The 17131-nt window shown below is 49.0% G+C and carries 16 protein-coding genes and 1 pseudogene; 4 read left to right on the top strand and 13 right to left on the bottom strand.

From position 1 onward, the window contains the following. Positions 1-50: 50 nt before the first annotated feature. Together C2M24_RS14685 and C2M24_RS14680 are read left to right on the top strand one after the other, a co-directional pair. Positions 51-1262, top strand: a complete 1212-nt coding sequence (locus C2M24_RS14685; RefSeq protein ID WP_105216159.1) for a cysteine desulfurase — start codon at positions 51-53, stop codon at positions 1260-1262. Continuing rightward, complete coding sequence (locus C2M24_RS14680; RefSeq protein WP_105199050.1) at positions 1262-1675, top strand: SufE family protein; 414 nt, start codon at positions 1262-1264, stop codon at positions 1673-1675. The genes C2M24_RS14685 and C2M24_RS14680 overlap by 1 nt, the downstream gene beginning before the upstream one ends. Positions 1676-1707: 32 nt before the next feature. On the opposite strand, the gene tcdA is transcribed toward C2M24_RS14680, so the two are convergent. From tcdA to C2M24_RS14645, 7 genes are read right to left on the bottom strand one after another with little or no spacing between them, the layout of a single operon-like run. After that, positions 1708-2505: a tRNA cyclic N6-threonylcarbamoyladenosine(37) synthase TcdA gene (gene tcdA, locus C2M24_RS14675; RefSeq protein ID WP_105215856.1), complete on the bottom strand. Its 798-nt coding sequence runs from the start codon at positions 2503-2505 to the stop codon at positions 1708-1710. Positions 2506-2509: 4 nt separating this feature from the next. Next, positions 2510-3175 (bottom strand): TIGR01621 family pseudouridine synthase, encoded by a 666-nt coding sequence (locus C2M24_RS14670; RefSeq protein WP_105215854.1) that lies wholly within the window; start codon positions 3173-3175, stop codon positions 2510-2512. Further along, positions 3172-3921, bottom strand: a complete 750-nt coding sequence (gene kdsB, locus C2M24_RS14665; protein WP_105199053.1) for a 3-deoxy-manno-octulosonate cytidylyltransferase — start codon at positions 3919-3921, stop codon at positions 3172-3174. Before kdsB ends, C2M24_RS14670 begins: the two co-directional genes overlap by 4 nt. Next, positions 3909-4106 (bottom strand): Trm112 family protein, encoded by a 198-nt coding sequence (locus C2M24_RS14660; RefSeq protein WP_105199054.1) that lies wholly within the window; start codon positions 4104-4106, stop codon positions 3909-3911. Before C2M24_RS14660 ends, kdsB begins: the two co-directional genes overlap by 13 nt. A gap of 1 nt (position 4107) precedes the next feature. Further along, positions 4108-5124, bottom strand: a complete 1017-nt coding sequence (gene lpxK, locus C2M24_RS14655; protein WP_105215852.1) for a tetraacyldisaccharide 4'-kinase — start codon at positions 5122-5124, stop codon at positions 4108-4110. Further along, positions 5124-6866, bottom strand: a complete 1743-nt coding sequence (msbA, locus tag C2M24_RS14650; protein WP_105199105.1) for a lipid A export permease/ATP-binding protein MsbA — start codon at positions 6864-6866, stop codon at positions 5124-5126. Before msbA ends, lpxK begins: the two co-directional genes overlap by 1 nt. A gap of 59 nt (positions 6867-6925) precedes the next feature. Then, positions 6926-8917: a DNA internalization-related competence protein ComEC/Rec2 gene (locus tag C2M24_RS14645; protein WP_158683786.1), complete on the bottom strand. Its 1992-nt coding sequence runs from the start codon at positions 8915-8917 to the stop codon at positions 6926-6928. 261 nt (positions 8918-9178) lie between these two features. On the opposite strand from C2M24_RS14645, the gene C2M24_RS14640 reads away from it, so the two are divergent. Further along, on the top strand, positions 9179-9682 hold the full coding sequence (locus C2M24_RS14640; protein ID WP_105199057.1) for a DUF2062 domain-containing protein: 504 nt from the start codon (positions 9179-9181) through the stop codon (positions 9680-9682). Between the two features lie 64 nt (positions 9683-9746). Here the strand turns inward: C2M24_RS14640 and C2M24_RS14635 are convergent, their stop codons facing one another. From C2M24_RS14635 to C2M24_RS14610, 6 genes are all read right to left on the bottom strand, one after another. Beyond that, a complete protein-coding gene (locus tag C2M24_RS14635; protein ID WP_105216157.1) occupies positions 9747-10364 on the bottom strand; it encodes an FKBP-type peptidyl-prolyl cis-trans isomerase in 618 nt (205 codons plus the stop codon). 95 nt (positions 10365-10459) lie between these two features. Further along, entirely contained in the window at positions 10460-10822 is a 363-nt protein-coding gene (locus tag C2M24_RS14630) for a hypothetical protein (protein WP_105199058.1), read from the bottom strand. A 183-nt stretch (positions 10823-11005) separates the two neighbouring features. Continuing rightward, complete coding sequence (locus C2M24_RS14625; RefSeq protein WP_105199059.1) at positions 11006-11383, bottom strand: hypothetical protein; 378 nt, start codon at positions 11381-11383, stop codon at positions 11006-11008. Positions 11384-11572: 189 nt separating this feature from the next. Next, on the bottom strand, positions 11573-12124 hold the full coding sequence (locus C2M24_RS14620) for an NAD(P)H nitroreductase (protein WP_105215848.1): 552 nt from the start codon (positions 12122-12124) through the stop codon (positions 11573-11575). An 87-nt stretch (positions 12125-12211) separates the two neighbouring features. Beyond that, positions 12212-12901 carry an HvfX family Cu-binding RiPP maturation protein gene (locus C2M24_RS14615; protein WP_105215845.1) on the bottom strand — a complete coding sequence of 230 codons (690 nt, stop codon included), beginning with the start codon at positions 12899-12901 and terminating at the stop codon, positions 12212-12214. Positions 12902-13042: 141 nt separating this feature from the next. Continuing rightward, a complete protein-coding gene (locus C2M24_RS14610; protein ID WP_105215843.1) occupies positions 13043-15013 on the bottom strand; it encodes an NADPH-dependent 2,4-dienoyl-CoA reductase in 1971 nt (656 codons plus the stop codon). 209 nt (positions 15014-15222) lie between these two features. Between C2M24_RS14610 and sppA the strand changes: the two are divergent. Beyond that, positions 15223-17087 (top strand): annotated as a pseudogene (gene sppA, locus C2M24_RS14605) (signal peptide peptidase SppA). The last annotated feature ends 44 nt before the right edge of the window (positions 17088-17131 follow it).

The raw sequence follows: 17131 nt of genomic DNA, 5'->3' as shown, positions 1-17131 counted from the left end.
TCTACAATATCGGCCATTGTTTTAGCGCCGCCTTCTTATTCAAAGCCAATATGTTTGATATCGATGCCATTCGTGGCGACTTCCCCGCTCTTATTCACCATCAACAGCAGGGAGTTGTCTATCTCGATTCTGCCGCCACCAGTCAAAAACCCCAGTGCGTGATAGATGCAATCTGTGAATTTTATGAAAATGGCAACGCAAATGTACATCGCGGCGCCCATAGGCTGAGTCAACTTGCTACAAAAAGCTACGAAGAGGCGCGCGAAAAGGCTGCAAAGTTTATCAATTGCCAGGCCAAAGAGCTGGTTTGGACCAAGGGGGCAACCGAGGCCATCAACCTTGTGGCCTATGGCCTGACTCATCTAATCAGCGAAAATGATGTCATCTTAATAAGCGAGCTTGAACACCACGCTAACATAGTGCCCTGGCAGCAATTAGCCAAACGCAGCGGTGCGACCTTGCGTGCTATTCCCGTGGACAGCAATGGGATAATAGATACCGAGCAGGCTCTGGCGCTAATTGAAGAGTTAAAACCCAAAGTCTTGGCTATCAGTCATGCCTCCAATGCCCTCGGTAATATTCAACCTGTGCAAACACTTATCAAAGCGGCTAAAGCACATAACGCCTTCACCTTGGTCGATGGCGCCCAATCCCTGCTGCACTTGCGCCCGGACGTAAAAGCCCTGGACTGTGACTTCTTTGTGTTTTCCGCCCATAAATGTCTAGGCCCCACCGGCCTTGGTGCCCTTTATGGCCGTTATCAGTGCTTGGAAGCTCTGGATGTCTTTCAAACTGGGGGCGAGATGGTGACCAAGGTAAGCATAGAACAAACGCAATTTAACCCGCCGCCAAGCAAGTTTGAAACCGGCACACCAAATATCGCCGGTGTACTGGGTTTTAGTGCCGCCATCGACTACCTCAATGGCCTTGAGACAGCGCAGCTACGAGAGCATGAGGTGCAGCTGTTTACCTATTTACGTGAGCAATTGGGGCAATTCTCTGAGGTGCGTATCCTTGGCGATATGGATAACAACATAGGCACCATAAGTTTTGTAGTCGGCGGTGAGCACCCTTATGATTTAGCGACCTTGATGGATATGGAAGGTATTGCCCTGCGCCACGGCCATCATTGTGCGCAACCACTTATGTCGGCGCTCGGAGTTAACGGCACGGTGCGGGTAAGCCTGGCATTTTATAATAACAAGGCGGATATCGACGCCTTTATTATGGCACTTACCAATACCTTGGAGATGATGGCCTGATGGTTGAGAATTTCAATGAATTAAAACAACAGTTTATCGCTTTGGGTAGCTGGCAACAACGTTATCGCGAGTTGATGTTACTGGGTAAGGCCCTGCCCTTAATGGCCAATGAACTCAAGGTGGATGAAGCTAAAGTCGCCGGCTGCGAAAGCAATGTATGGATGTATATCGATTTCACTCCGCAAGAAGATCAGCTGCTGATCATTGCCGACTCAGACACCCGTATCGTTAAGGGGTTGCTGGCGGTGATCTTGCTTATGTACCGTAACAAGACCCCGGCTCAGGTTGTTGCCATTGATGCGGAAAAGGAATTTGATGAGCTAGGCTTACTAAAACACCTAAGCCCATCAAGAGGCAATGGCATACGCGCTATCGTGCAGCAAATTAACGCCTTCGCTGAGCAGCACCTTTAGTTACTCGGCCTTTTAGCTACTCGACCTTTTAGCTACGGCTTCTGCAGGCGGGCGCGCTTATCAAGGTATTTGCGCACCGCTTTCGCAGCGGCAAAAAAGCCGAAGGTGCCTGTCACCATGGTTGCCGAGCCAAAGCCGGTCGCACAGTCCATATTCATGCTTGAGTCCGCTCCTTGCTTGGCCTTACATACCTGGCCGTGACCATCGGGGTAAACCAGCTGCTCCGTTGAATAGATACAATCCACATCGAATTTGCGTTTTGGGTTGGAGCTGAAGTTGTATTGTTTACGCAGGATATAGCGCACTTTAGCCAATAAAGGGTCATGTGTGGTTTTTGCCACATCACCAAATTTTATCTCGCTTGGATCTGTCTGTCCGCCGGCGCCACCCGTGGTAATAATGGGCATCTTATTGCGCTTACAATGGGCTATTAGCGCCGCCTTTTCTTTTACCGCGTCTATGGCATCAATCACATAATCAAAACCTTGAATATGCTCGCGGTAATTATCCAGGGTGATAAAGTCATCGATAACATTGACTTGGATGTCTGGATTGATCAGCTCGCAACGGGCCTTCATGGCATCGACCTTAGCCTCACCCACACTGTTGCGATGGGCGTGTATTTGCCGGTTGGTATTGGTCACACAAATATCGTCCAAGTCGATAAGGGTCAATTTGCCCACACCGGTGCGCGCTAAGGCTTCAGCCACCCAACTGCCAACGCCACCTATGCCAATCACGCAAAAATGCGCTTCACTTAACCATTGTAATTGCTGCTGACCATAAAGGCGGCCAATGCCACCATACCTGAGTTCGTAATCTTGCGTCATGTATCTACCATTCTAATTGCCACGGCTGCTCGGCGAATTCACGGGTAAGTGCGCTCAAATACTCGCTCAATTCACCCTCGCTCGGTGGCACAGAGAACTGAAAATTCTGTTGTTGATATTCAAATTGTAAGGCATAAGCATGCAAATAGGTGCGATCCGATGCCTGCCCGCCATAGAGCTTATCGCCAATAATGGGCGCCGAAAGCGATTTCATCGCCACCCTGAGTTGATGGGTTTTACCACTGTAAGGTTTAAGCACAAAGCCTCGCACCTTAGGTGCCAATGAGTAGGAATAAAACCGAGTAATAGCCGGGTTTTCCTGACTTTTTAATAGCTTAAAGGCACCGCGTCGCGCCTTGACCATATCACCCTTGATCCAGCCCTGCTTTTTCTTGGGCTTATCACTGGCCAGGGCCAGGTAGAATTTATTCACTCGTCGGTCGGTAAAAAGCGTTGTAAAACGTGCTGCTGCCTCTGAGCTTGTGGGCAGTATTACCAGGCCGGAGGTCACCTTATCGAGGCGATGCACAGGAAATAGCTGCAGCCCAAATTGCTCAGCGGCCAAAGCAACCAAGCCCGGGGTGTCATCTTCTGTGTGAAAATTCATCCCCGCAGGCTTGATCACGACAATAAAGTCGCGCTCTTGGGCAAGCAGTTGCAATGGGCTCATTGTAAGGTCGCAATCACACGCGCTAAGTCATCAGGCGTATCGACACCCGCCGCCGGCACTACTTCGGCCTCGGCAATTTTAATGGTGTAGCCATGATACAAGACCCTAAGCTGCTCTAAAGATTCCAGCTTTTCCATGGGCGACGGCGTCAATTCAATGTACTTAGAAATAAAACCGGCGCGGTACGCATAAATACCAATGTGACGTTGCATATGGCTGAAGTCCAGCGCACATTGCTGCGCCAGCAAGGCATCGCGATGATATGGAATGGGTGCACGAGAGAAGTACAAGGCATTATTGCTGGTGTTGCTGACCACCTTAACCGCATTAGGGTTTAATGCTTCTTCAGCATCAATGATGGGCGTTGACAGGGTTGCCATGGGCGCATCATTGCCATCAAGCAGTCGCGCCACTTGCGACACATTTTCTGGCGCCAACAGCGGCTCATCGCCTTGTACGTTAACGACCAGGGTATCATCACTCAAGCCCAGCTTGGTAACTACCTCTGCCAGACGCTCGGTACCGGATTGATGGTCTTCACGGGTCATCACCACCTCGGCGCCAAAGGCCAAACAGGCTTGCTCGACCTCAGGGTGATCGGTGGCAATATACACGGCACTGGCTCCCGATGCCTGAGCACGTTCATAAACATGTTGGATCATCGGCTTACCGCAGATATCGGCAAGCGGCTTGGCCGGCAGCCGAGTAGAAGCATAGCGAGCTGGAATTATAACTACGAATTCCACTTCTCAACCTCTTCGCTGCTCAACTCCCTGGCTTCGTTCTCAAGCAGCACAGGAATATCGTCTCGTACCGGATAGGCAAGCTTGGCGGCGGTGCTGATCAGCTCCTGGTTTTCTTTATCATAGTGCAGCTTGCCCTTGGTAACCGGACAAGCAATGATTTCTAACAACTTGGTATCAAACGCCATGTTAAATGACCCCTTTACGTTTAAGTAGGCTGTGCAGTTGCTGCTCTAGGGCTTGATTGGCCTTGGCATCAACGCGTAAATAATAACATTGCCCATGGGCAAAGGCGCGACATTTTACCGCGTCCTTCTCGGTCATATAGACCGCACTGTGAGAGGGCAAATCCTCAGCTTGGTATTGATGATGGTCGCGAAAATGGCGTTTCTCGGTAAGCTCAACACCTAGCTGCGTCAAACTGCGCTCAAAGCGCTGCGGATTACCTATGGCGCTGACGGCCACACCCGATGCGAAAGGCGGCTCGATAGGAGTGTCATCGGCAACACTGAACATACCGCTTGGTTGCAGCCGATATGCAGCATCAAGAGGCCCCGCGTCACCGTTGAAAATAACCAGGTTGACTGTTTTTAATCGCCACTTTCCTTCGCGCAGCGGTCCGGCAGGCATCAGCAGGCCGTTACCAAAACGACGCTCGGCGTCGACTATGCATAGTTCAATATCTCGCTCTAAAGCATAATGTTGCAAACCATCGTCGCTGATAATGATATCGATTTGGTGTTCGGACATCATTTTTTCAATGCTGGCGCGGCGGTCACCGCCAATCACTACTGGGCACCCGGTTCGCTGCGCCAATAGCACGGGCTCGTCGCCGCCTGTTTTAGTGTCGCACTGGCCGTCGACCATAAAGGGAGTGTAAGGAGGCTCGGCGCCATAGCCGCGAGAGATGATCCCCACTCGCTTGCCCTGCTTTTTTAGCAGCTCGGCAAGAAACAGGGTCATGGGCGTTTTACCATTGCCGCCCACACTGATATTACCGACCACGATCACGGGTACCGGTGCACGATAGGCTTTTTTAATCTTAAGACTAAATAACAAGCGATTAAACGCACTTAGCAACCAAAATAAGGCACTCAAAGGCAGCATAACTAGCGCCAGCCAGTCGCCTTTGCGGTACCAGGCAAGCTCTAAACGCTGAGCAAATCCTTGAGGCTGGTTAGCCGATTGGTGATCCAATCCTGCCATTAATTTTCGCCCTGCTGCATTTTGGCCAGCGCCGCATAGGTGCCATCCTGAGTCAGTAACTCTTGATGCGTACCCTGCTCTATTATACGACCCTTATCAAGCACATAGATACAATCAACCTGCTCTATGGTAGATAAACGATGGGCAATTATAATGGCGGTTTTATCGCGCATTAGCGATTCCAGGGCATTTTGAATCAGCTTTTCCGATTCGGTATCGAGCGCCGAGGTGGCCTCATCGAGAATAAGAATAGGTGCATCTTTAACTATGGCGCGGGCTATGGCGATACGTTGACGCTGACCACCTGAGAGCATGACTCCATCCTCTCCAACCAGAGTATTTAACCCTTGCGGCAAGTCCTTCACAAACTCCCAGACATGGGCCTTTTTCGCCACATCCATCAGCGCCTCATCACTCAGTGGCGTTTCCAGACCATACATAATGTTGTTGGCTATGGTGTCATTAAAGAGCACCACCTGCTGAGACACTATGGCGAATTGTTGACGCAAGCTGCGTAGCTTGTAATCACACAGGGGTATACCATCGAGCGTGATGGCGGAGCTTGGCTCAACATCATAGAAACGTGGCAACAGGCTCGACAAAGTCGATTTGCCCGAGCCCGAGCGCCCCACCAGCGCAATATTGGTACCGGGTTTAAGATCCAGATTAAGATTTTTGATAACCGGATCTAGGCTGCTTGGATATGCAAAGGACAAGTCCTTAATTTCGATATGACCCTTGGCCTTGGCTATCTCCAAGGTACCATTGTCTTTTTCAATCTCGGTATCGAGCACGGCGAAAATACTTTGTGCCGCGGCAATACCACGCTGCAATTCGCTGTTCACGTTGGAAAGCTGTTTAAGGGGACGAAGCATCAACATCATGGACGAGATAAGGGTAACAAAGGTGCCCGAGGTAATGCTGTCAATCATTCCAGGCATGGAAATCAACACCAGGATCACCGCCATGGATGATGCCGCCAGAATCTGAATAACCGACACGCTCAGTGCCTTGGTGGCATCCATTTTAACCCGTTGCAAACGGTTGATGTTATTAACGCGGCCAAAGCGTTCGGTTTCTTGCTGTTGGCCGTTAAAACCATGGATCACCTTATGCCCGGCAAGCATCTGCTCTGAGCAACGGGTTACATCACCCATGGCATTTTGAATATTGCGGGAAATTTTACGAAAGCGTTTTGACACCACAGCGACAATTACCGCCACTATAGGGGTGATCACCAAAAAGATAAGGCTTAGCTTCCAACTGGCGTTAAACATCACCATTAGTAGGAAAACCACATAAGCGCCTTCGCGTACCAGTACCAGAAGCGCCTTGGTAATGGCCTGTTGCACCTGCTCGGTATCAAAGGTGATTTTCGAGATCAGCTCGCCGTTAGAATGATTATCATGAAAGCTCACCGGCAGGTTGAGCATGTGTACAAACAAATCCTGGCGCAACGAGCGCACTACCTGAGAGCCCACATAGGCAAGGCAATAACTGGACACAAAGTTAAAGGTGCCACGGCCGATCACCAGCGCTATCACCACATAGGGCGCCCAACTTAGTACCGTGCTATTGCCCTCGGTAAGGCCTTCGTCAATAAAAGGCTGCATCAACCACACAAAGGTGGCATCCATGGCGGAATAACCAAGCATACCGATAATGGCGACAATGGCCGCAGACTTATAACTTTTAACGTAGCCTAAAAGGCGCTTATAGGTGTGGGTGGCGCTATGTTGCATAAGACTCTCAAATTCACGCATTAGCGGCTATTGTAGCTTTGCGCGGCCAAAAACAAAACTTAATCGGTGATAAACCAATAGTTTTTCTGCTCTTTTGCAGCCTCTACCTGTATTTTATCGCGATAAAACTGAACCCGAATTCCACCTTGCGTTTTAGTTTGCCATTGCCTCGCCCCCACCGTTTGATATCTGGCCAGTACCTTGGGGTGAGGCATTTGCCAATTTGTACGGGCGCTACTTGAATGGATCACCTCAATTGGTTTTAGGGCGTTTACAAAGGCCAGGCTTGAAGAGGTACGGCTGCCATGATGGGGGCTGACCAAGACATCCACCTTGGGCAGCGCGTTTAACGCCACCAATTGCGCCTCTTCTTTTATACCTATATCGCCAGTTAACAACACCCTATGTTTACCATCTGAAATAAGTAATACACAAGAGTTGGCATTATCATTACTGCCTATGTACTTTGGCCACAATGGCGTTAACGCAAGGCCATGCCAATTAAAGGCTTGTTGACTACAGGTCCGCATGCCACCAGGATGAAACCGAACTAAGGTGCTCCCATAACCAGCACTACGCCAAAACTTCAGGCCGCCAGCATGGTCGTTATCCCAGTGAGAAATAAGGGTCAGCTCAGGGCTTAGGTTTTCGCTTTGTATAAATGGCAACAGGGTATTATCGACTATGGAATATTGCCCAAAATAGCTGGCGCCGAGGTCGTATACCAGAGCATGCTCCCCGCGCCTGAGCACTATGCTCAAACCATGGCCGACATCCAGCACATCCAGTTGCCAGCTCGGTGCCCGTACACGCTCAATCAAAGTAAAAGTACTTAACAGCACCAGGGTATATACGGCAGGCCACCAGGTACGAAGCAGCAACACGGCTAAAATAGCAAGATAACAAGCCAGCACAATAACCACAGGTAACTGAGTACCAGGGAATTGAGAACCAGGCAGCCAAAATTGGCTGCTTAAAGGCTGTAAGTAAGCAATTCCAGCTCCGGCATACGTGTCGAAGAGCTCTAAACCTGCAATTAACCAAGGCGCAAAACCACTCAGGGCACTGATTATTAATAGCGGCAGCAAAATAAAGCTCACCAAGGGCACAAACAACAAATTAAATAGCGCTGCAGACCAAGAAAAGCCGCCAAATACCAATAAACTCAGTGGCGCCAAGCCCACACATAAACTCATCTGTACCCAGAGGTAGCGCACCAACCAATGACGCCCGGCGCTAAGTCTAAGGGCAACAAAAATAACCGCCACCGCAGAGAAGGAAAACCACATGCCCACATCCAACAGAGCAAAAGGATTTATCACCAGCACCAGGGTTAATGCCAGTAATAAACTAGGGCCGAGTCGATAGTGTAAGCGACTAAAATATAGGGCCACAAACAACGCCAACATCAGCCAGGCGCGCTGAGCACTAATAGGCAGCTGGCACAGCAGCACAAATAGCGCACACAGGCATAAGGCCGAAAGCCCGACAAGACCATTGATACTTTGGGCTTGGCGAAAAACACTCGTAAAGCAGCGCCCGAGTGCCCAAAGAGCCAGCTTAATTGCATAAAAACAAAAGCCATAGAGCAGCGCTATATGCAAGCCGGATATAGCCAGCAAGTGAATGGTGCCGGTATCACGAAAAAGTTGCTTGTGCTGCTCAGGGATAGCGCTTCTATCGGCACTCAGTAACGCCTTATATATGCCATAAAGGTGATAATCACCCAGATTTTTATCGAGCCAATGGCGGTAATGCTGGGCAAAGGTTGCTTGCGCCTCGCCAATATCCAAGGTCGCCGGTTTTGATGCCTGCAGATGCGGCCCATGCAAAAAGCCATATATGCGCGCATCGCGCACGGAAAAATTAACTCGCCACTGTTTAATCCGCACCCGAGTATGTGCTTTGATGGTCGCGCCAGGTTGCAGGCTGATATCAGCTGGCAGCGGTACGTTGATAATAACCCGCTGATAAAAAGGTACTTTATACTCATCAATGCGAAGCAATTTCAGCGTGGCGAATTGGCTGCTTGGTAATTTACTGAGCGCCACTACCTGTCCTTCTATGTGCCTAACGCTATTATTAATTTCGGGTCCATGCCAATGATAAAACAGCTGAAAATAGGCTAAGGTATAAAGGAGAGCGAACAGGCAGGCTCGGGTCTGGCCGATAAAATAACCAGTTACTGTTCGAATAACTAGCAATATGGCTATTATTGTAAAAAGTACTGGCAGTGACGGGGTGAAAAGTGACAGAATACAGCCGAATGAAAACCCACTGCACAGCGCAATAGATGTACAGGGCCCCATCCGATGGCGAAGAAAACCATTCAACGGTTCTTACCCGATCATAATAAGATCAAGCAGCTTAAATCACTTCGTATTTTTGGGCGGCTATTACACGATGCTAATCTCTGGCATCTAAATAGACGTTCGGCGCGTGGCGCCTTTTCCGTTGGCTTGTTTTTCGCGTTCATTCCAGTTCCCTTTCAAATGATTTTAGCCGCGGCCGTCGCCATTCCTCTGCGCGTTAATTTGCCGCTCTCCATCGCTTTGGTGTGGATCACTAACCCCTTAACCATGCCACCGATTTTCTACTGCTCCTATGTGGTGGGGACTTGGATCCTCGGTCACCCACAGCAGGAATTCTACTTTGAACCCAGTTGGCAATGGCTTAGTGACAGCCTGACGACAATAGGCCCGGCCTTCTTACTCGGCTCTGCCGTCTGTGGCGCCTTGGCTGCACTGATAGGGTTTATTTTAGTCGACTATTTATGGTGCCGCGGTGTGAAAAAGGCCTGGGAATCGCGCAAATAGCAAGTTGGGCTATTTACAGACATAAAAAAACCGCCCTTAGGCGGTTTTTTTAGCACACTTTAAATTAAAGAATATCAAGTAGTTCGATATCAAAAATAAGTGTTGAGTAAGGAGCAATGGCTGCACCGGCACCGCGCTCACCATAGGCAAGGTCGTGCGGGATGTATAGACGCCATTTTGAACCAGTAGGCATCATTTGTAATGCTTCAGTCCAACCTTTAATTACGCCACCTACTGGGAATTCAGCAGGTTGACCACGCTCGTATGAGCTGTCGAATACAGTGCCGTTTACCAGGGTACCGTGGTAATGAGTACGTACAGTAGACTCAGCAGTTGGCTTCTCACCAGAGCCCGCTTCGATAACTTCATACTGTAGACCAGACTCGGTTACCGTTACTTCAGCGCGCTTAGCGTTTTCAGCAAGGAAAGCTTCGCCTTCAGCGGCAAGTACTTTCGCTTCTTCTTCACGACGGGCTTGAATTTCAGCGTTAATTTTTTCGAATGCAGCTTGAATCTCAGGGATCTCAACTTGGAAGCTCTCACCTGTGTAAGCATCTTTCATGCCTTCGAAAACAGAGTTCAGGTTAAGACCTTCGAAAGGGTTTGCTTTAAGTTGCTCGCCCATTTGCAGACCAATACCATAGCTGGCTTTATCCGCATGAGTAGTAAATTTATCAGACATAAAATCGTCCATCTTTTTGAAAATATAAAATTCGCGCACAGGGTAACATACTCAAGGCGCAACGTCAGGCTTAGGCCTAAAAACCGCGGTGATCGCTATTTGTTTGCCGATATATTGGCCATTTTCTTAGCCACAAATGGCCAAGCCCAGGTAAAGACCAGTAAGGAAACGATTAAATAAGCCCACAGCCAATAAGGCATATCAATAAACCAAGGCCATAAAATAACGCCACAGCCGATCACTCCCAAGCAACCTACTAATAGTGCGCATAAGGTGGAAAGTTGTGTTTCATATTTAACTATCAGGTGTGCAACCAGGGCGTTGAAGACGGCGAAACTTGCCAACTGCGCGAGCATACCCAGGTGTGCGTCAACAAGTAACTTATTAACCACATCCAGACCCATGGCGTAAAAGAAGGCTAGTGCCAACCAAAAGAAAATGCGCATTGGTGCTGCCATTTTGTACACTCCATCAAGTTTAGAATCGCAAAGCTATTACGAAAAAACCGCCAATTTAGACGGTCTCTGAGTTTAAGGGCGCAAAGGCGGGGTTTATCATCGCTTTGTGACCCTTTTGATGTCGCGCATACTAAAGTCTCATAAACGGAAAGTAAAGCTAGGCTCGACGTCGCGAGCCCCACCCTAGTAATACTGTTTTGGACGCTTAGCTATAAGTGCACACACTACACAGCCAATGAGGGCGATCAGCGCAAAAAGCACGCTTTGCATAATAAGCTCCCCTCTTTGCTGTTTAGTGGCAGGTATGATCAGCAAGGTTAAAGCCGGAAGCACGCTAACAAACAATACATAGGCGGTGACCTTGAGGGCGCGTAGAAAGTCATAGCGTTTACTGTAGAGCATCCAGCTCGATACCAAGATGACCACGCACATGGCGGCAAGGGTAATGTAAAGGGGCGCCTTAGTGGCCATGGCCACATAAGTGGTCAGCATAGCGCCTACTATTCCCCAAAATGACCACAATCCCCAACGCTCTTTTTCTCTTAAGAATAAGTTACCCATTGACTCTTATCTTCTTATTATTTTTGTTAGTTACAATTTTGTACAATTCTTAGCCTAACAAAAAATATCGGTTTAAAAAACCACACAAAGTGATTAATTAAGCAAAAAAAAGCAGTATAAATGAATAAAGATTAATCTAAGATGACGACGCCCCTAATCGGGCGATTAAATGCGCCGTTTTAAGTCAGATTAGATACCGTAAGAAAAGAAGTCGGCCACCTGATGACGACGCTTTTTCGGACAATCTAAGGTGGGCGTGCCCAGATATAAATAGCCGATTATTTCGTCCTCGCTGCTCAGTCCCAGTTCGCTCTTAACCATGGGCGATTGGGCAAAAGCACCGGTTCGCCAAATACCCGATAGACCCTGAGCGAATGCCGCCTGTTGCATAGCAAAGGTCGCGCATGCCGCGCTGGCTATTTGTTCCACCCTTGGCACCTTGTCGTGTGGGGTGTATTTCATAATGCAGACGATCACCATGGGCGCCCTGTCCACTAAACTGGCTGCACGCTCTATGGCGCGCTCGCCCATGTCTTCGGCTACCGCAGCCTTGGCAAAAATGCTGCCAAGTGCGTCGCGCTGTTCATCTTCTAAAACAATAAACTGCCAGGGAGCAAGATTGGCATGATCCGGCACTCTCAGTGCCGCTTGTTGGATCAGCTCCATCTGCTGTGGTGATGGACCAGGATAAGATAATTGGCTATCGGATTGGCGATTTAATAACAGCTCGGTTGCATTCATTATGGGGGATTCTTTCTCTTAAGTACTTGAGCCTAAGGCTACCATAGTCGCCCTAGGCTGATAAGGGAAAAGCCGCCTAAGCAGGTATTATGTGCGCCTGCGTCGCGGCGCAAGATAATAATCCAAACTTACATAACGACCACCGCCGACAAAAAATAGTGATAGCAACATAACAAAATAAATGGCAGCAAACTCAATACCATTATTGAGGATCACAATATTACCGCGTTCATAGACATAACCGGGTTGCCCGTGTTCAGCCACAATCGTTTTTATCACTTCTAAACGCATTTTAGCCGCCGCAGAATTCTCCAGGCTTTGCTTGGCCGCTTCTATACCGGCCCAGTCTAGGACCTGTGCCGGACTGGTTTGTGTATCCGTAGGAGTGATGGCAAACCAGCCGTTATCCCAATGCACCATAGTGGCCGCCACCACCATGGTGATCATCAAGGGAATGGCCACCAAACGCGTAAACAAGCCGATAAGCAATAACCAGCCTCCGGCAAATTCGGCCCAACCGGCTAATAAGGCAAGCACATCGGCAAAGGGTAAACCTAATCCCCAATCACTGTTGCCAAACCAGGCCACCACATTCGGGTCTGCCAGCAGGCGTTGCGACCAGGGCAAATCACTGTTGCCGAGATTCAATTTAGTATACCCGGCGATGATCATCACCGGCGCCAAAATTAATCGCATTAACAAGGGCGCTAAGCCATCAAATGCCTGTAATGGCCCTAATGATTCATCCTTAGGTGTGGGGGCGACGCGTGTCTGCATGGTGAAACCTTTTATGCTAATAAAGTGTTAATGATATAGCACAAAGACCCGCATTCCCCTGCTTTTATTACAAAAAATATTTAAGACATAAAAAATGCCGCAACTAGGCGGCATTGATAAAAAGCAGTGTAAGCGAGTAAATTAAATCTCGCGTGCCACCATAAGGGCTTCCTTAATGGCACGCTTAGCATCAATTTCTGCCGCCAGTTTTGCGCCGCCAATGACGTGCACCTCGGCTTTCCCTGCCCCTTGTTCGGCCTGTTTAAGCTCGGTGTCGTTGGAGGTTTGGCCAATACAGCCGATCACTGTATCTACATCCAACACCCGGGCTTCACCGGCTACACTGATATGCAGGCCCTGAGCATCAAAACGCTCGTATTGGCAATCGGCGATTTGCTCGACGCCATGCATCTTGGCCACCTGACGATGGATCCAGCCGGTAGTTTTACCTAAGCCGGCACCGAAACGTCCGCTGCTGCGTTTTAGCATATAAAGTTTCTTATTACTCTTGTGTAACTCAACCGGCTGCTCTATGCCCCATTGCGCCTTAAAGTTGGCGATACTCTGATGATGCTCTTCGGTTAAAAACGCCACCATGTCGAAGCCTATACCGCCGGCACCCAAAATAGCAATGCGAGAGCCCAGCTCTACGTCACCACGGATCACCTCGTCATAGCTATAAACCCTTTTACCATCTTCACAGCTGAAACTGGCTTTACGAGGCGATACACCACAGGCAAAGACGATGTCGTCGTAATCATTTTGCATTGAGGCGTCATAGGCGGTGTTCATATGTAGCTGCACGCCCTGACGTACAACTTCTTCGCTGAAATATTTAAGCGCTAACTGGAAGTCTTCTTTCCCGGGAATACGCATGGCCAGGTTAAACTGACCGCCCAGAGTGTCTGAGCGCTCGATAAGGGTGACCTGATGGCCGCGCTGGCGCAAATAAATACTGGCAGCCAGACCCGCAGGACCGGCACCAACGACAAGCACATTTTTACTCTTTTGGGCCTTTTCAATGGCTAAATCTAGCTCAAACGCCGCTAAAGGGTTCACCAAACAGGTGGCGCGCTGGCCTTTAAACACATGGTCTAAACAGCCCTGATTACAGCCGATACAGATGTTAATCTGCTCGCTACGCTGCTGCGCATACTTATTGAAAAGCTCCGGATCTGCCAATAAAGGGCGGGCCATGGAGATCATATCTGCCTGACCGGCTCTTAGGATCTCATTGGCTATCTCTGGGGTGTTAATACGGTTAACAGCGATCACAGGTTTTTCGGTAGCCGCTTTTAAACGCTGTGAGGCTTCTCGAAAGGCCCCAGGTGGTACCATGGAAGCTATAGTCGGTACCCTGGCCTCATGCCAACCAATACCTGTATTAAAGATATCAACACCGGCCGCAGCCAATACCTTGGCCTGCTCGGTGACTTCCTCGGCAGTTGAACCGTTAGGAATAAGGTCCATAACCGACAAACGAAAAACAATAATAAATTCATCGCTCACCTGAGCGCGCACCGCCTCGACTATTTCCTTGGCAAAACGCATACGACCTGTATTATCGCCGCCATATTCGTCAGTGCGTTTATTGGTATGAGGCGCCATAAATTCATTGATCAGATAGCCCTCTGAGCCCATGATCTCAACGCCATCGTATCCTGCCTGCTGTGCCAAACGGGCGCTGTTGGCAAAATCTTTAATGGTACTTTTGATCATGCCCTTGGTCATGGCTTTAGGGGCATAAGGCGTAATAGGTGACTTAATAGCACTGGGGGCACAATTAAAAGGATGATAGCCATAACGCCCGGCATGGAGCAGTTGCAAACAGATTTTACCGCCGTGTTTATGCACCGCCTGAGTGTACTTTTTATGCTTAATTACATCGAACAGAGTATTAAAGGACGATGAGATTGGGGTGAGCTTACCGCGAATATTGGGGCTATAGCCGCCGGTAATAATCAGGCCAACTCCACCTTTAGCACGCTCTTCATAAAACGCCGCCAGGCGCTTACGGTTATGCCACCCTTCTTCTAAACCTGTATGCATTGAGCCCATTACCAGGCGATTTCGTATTTGCCCATGCGCTAATTCTAATGCTTGTTCTAGCATGGCTATCCTCTCTAACTAATCTGGTCATACCTGTTTGAGAGTAGCGATTTTTAACTTCAGCGGCAAGTAGATTCGACAGCGCCCTTGGTGAAAGCAAGGGTAACTGTAAACACTTAGTTACTTTTTTCTGTTTAAAATTTTGAAGTCTTTGGGCTAATATGGAAGTCTAAACTAGGTGTAGAGCAGATTTTAAGATTAAGGATCTGATTTTGATTAAAAAAGTAGTAAAAGCCACTTGGGATGGAATTAACTTTTCCCGCCGTCTGGTGGTCAACCTCATCTTTATAGCATTGGTTATCATAGTGATCGCCTCAATTACCAGCGACGATGGCGAGATCAAGGTTCCTCAGGGCGCAGTGCTTAACCTGAACCTAAACGGCTACCTGGTCGAACAAAAACGCTATGTAGACCCACTCGATGCTGCCCTAGCCCAATCCATGGGTGCACAAGATGAGCCGGCTGAAATCCTGGTTGATGATGTGGTTGATGTGATCAACAAGGCCGCTAACGACGAGCGCATTGAAGCCATGCTATTAAACGTGCAAAACCTAGGTGGCGCTCATATCAATAAGCTCGCGGCCATTGCCAAAGCCATTGATGCTTTTAAAGCCCAGGGCAAACCGGTTATCGCCACAGGCTACTATTACACCCAGAGCCAGTATTATCTTGCCGCCCACGCCGATGAAATTAACCTACACCCCTACGGCGGCGTCTCTATCGAAGGCTTTGGTGTCTACCCTGTTTACTTTAAGGATGCGCTGGACAAGCTGAAGATCACTCAGCACGTGTTCCGCGTGGGTACCTTTAAGTCGGCGGTAGAGCCGCTGATCCGCAACGATATGTCGCAAGCGGCTAAAGAAGCGAACAAAGAATGGTTGTCACACCTTTGGCAGCAATATAAAGACGAAATCGCGACCCTGCGTGGTTTTGAGCAAACCAACTTTGATGAAAGCCTGGACACTTACCTTGCCAAACTTGAGAAAGTAGACGGCAACGGTGCCGAGTACGCGCTGCAAAACGGTTGGGTCGATGCGCTTAAAAACAATCAGGAGCTACGCCAACAGATGATCGACTTGGTTGGTCTTGATGAAAAAGGTAAGAGCTTCCGTCAAATCGGCTTCAACGATTACCTGGCTACCTTTAAGATGCCAATTGCAGTGGATAACCCATTGACTGAAAAAGTGGCGGTTATTGTGGCTAAAGGCACCATAGTCGACGGTCACCGTAAGGCCGGTGAAATCGGCGGTGACAGTACAGCAGCCCTACTACGTGAAGCTCGTAATAATGATCGCGTTAAGGCCGTAGTTCTTCGTATCGACTCTGGCGGCGGCAGCATGTTTGCATCTGAGCTAATTCGCCGTGAAGTTATCGCCCTTAAAGAAGCGGGCAAGCCAGTGGTTGCCTCCATGGGCTCGGTGGCTGCCTCAGGTGGTTATTGGATAGCCAGTGCCGCCAATGAAATTTGGGCAGCGCCAAGCACTATTACCGGCTCTATCGGCGTATTCGGCACCATAATGACCTTTGAGAACAGCGCTGCAAAACTAGGCGTTTACTCAATGGTGTTGGCACCACAGAGCTAAAAGGCTCATCGGTATTACTTGGCCTAGACGATAAACTGGCACAAGCTATTCAAATGAGTGTGGAAAATGCCTACTCTCGCTTCTTAGAAGTAGTGTCAGAGTCTCGCGGTCTATCTCTTGAAGAAGTAGATAAAATCGCTCAGGGCCGTGTTTGGATTGCCACTCAGGCACAACAACTGGGTTTGGTTGACCAACTTGGCGACAAGCAGGCCGCCATTAGCGCCGCCGCTAAACTGGCAAGTCTGAAGCACTATGATGTGCAGCTTATCGAGCAGCCGTTATCGCCACAGGATATTTTCATTCAAAACCTGTTTGGTAATGCCGCGGTGCAGTCATTGGTTGCTAAGCAAGCACCGCAAAGTGCCAGCGTGGGTGCGGCCATGCAGTTCGATAATTTTGTTGAGCAGATTGAACAACAAGTGAACTCGCTTAAAGCCTTCAATGATCCTGAAGGTATCTACGCCCGCTGCTTGGTATGTACCGTAACGAATTAATTTTCGTAAATAAATCCTGGCGCCACATTTAGTCACGGCGCTAC

The organism is Pseudoalteromonas sp. T1lg22, from assembly GCF_002964645.1.
Classification (GTDB): Bacteria; Pseudomonadota; Gammaproteobacteria; order Enterobacterales; family Alteromonadaceae; genus Pseudoalteromonas.
The sequence above is the reverse complement of the archived record's forward strand: the minus strand, read 5'-3'. Positions and strand labels throughout refer to the sequence as shown.

Bases quoted from the DNA above. Each gene is read 5' to 3' on its own strand.
- C2M24_RS14680 (WP_105199050.1), top strand. From the start codon at position 1,262: ATGGTTGAGAATTTCAATGAATTAAAACAACAGTTTATCGCTTTGGGT.
- C2M24_RS14670 (WP_105215854.1), bottom strand. From the start codon at position 3,175: ATGAGCCCATTGCAACTGCTTGCCCAAGAGCGCGACTTTATTGTCGTG.
- C2M24_RS14625 (WP_105199059.1), bottom strand. From the start codon at position 11,383: ATGGGTAACTTATTCTTAAGAGAAAAAGAGCGTTGGGGATTGTGGTCA.
- C2M24_RS14630 (WP_105199058.1), bottom strand. From the start codon at position 10,822: ATGGCAGCACCAATGCGCATTTTCTTTTGGTTGGCACTAGCCTTCTTT.
- C2M24_RS14610 (WP_105215843.1), bottom strand. From the start codon at position 15,013: ATGCTAGAACAAGCATTAGAATTAGCGCATGGGCAAATACGAAATCGC.
- C2M24_RS14635 (WP_105216157.1), bottom strand. From the start codon at position 10,364: ATGTCTGATAAATTTACTACTCATGCGGATAAAGCCAGCTATGGTATT.
- lpxK (WP_105215852.1), bottom strand. From the start codon at position 5,124: ATGGCAGGATTGGATCACCAATCGGCTAACCAGCCTCAAGGATTTGCT.
- C2M24_RS14620 (WP_105215848.1), bottom strand. From the start codon at position 12,124: ATGAATGCAACCGAGCTGTTATTAAATCGCCAATCCGATAGCCAATTA.
- msbA (WP_105199105.1), bottom strand. From the start codon at position 6,866: ATGCAACATAGCGCCACCCACACCTATAAGCGCCTTTTAGGCTACGTT.
- C2M24_RS14640 (WP_105199057.1), top strand. From the start codon at position 9,179: ATGGCGAAGAAAACCATTCAACGGTTCTTACCCGATCATAATAAGATC.
- C2M24_RS14685 (WP_105216159.1), top strand. From the start codon at position 51: ATGTTTGATATCGATGCCATTCGTGGCGACTTCCCCGCTCTTATTCAC.
- C2M24_RS14615 (WP_105215845.1), bottom strand. From the start codon at position 12,901: ATGCAGACACGCGTCGCCCCCACACCTAAGGATGAATCATTAGGGCCA.
- tcdA (WP_105215856.1), bottom strand. From the start codon at position 2,505: ATGACGCAAGATTACGAACTCAGGTATGGTGGCATTGGCCGCCTTTAT.
- C2M24_RS14660 (WP_105199054.1), bottom strand. From the start codon at position 4,106: ATGGCGTTTGATACCAAGTTGTTAGAAATCATTGCTTGTCCGGTTACC.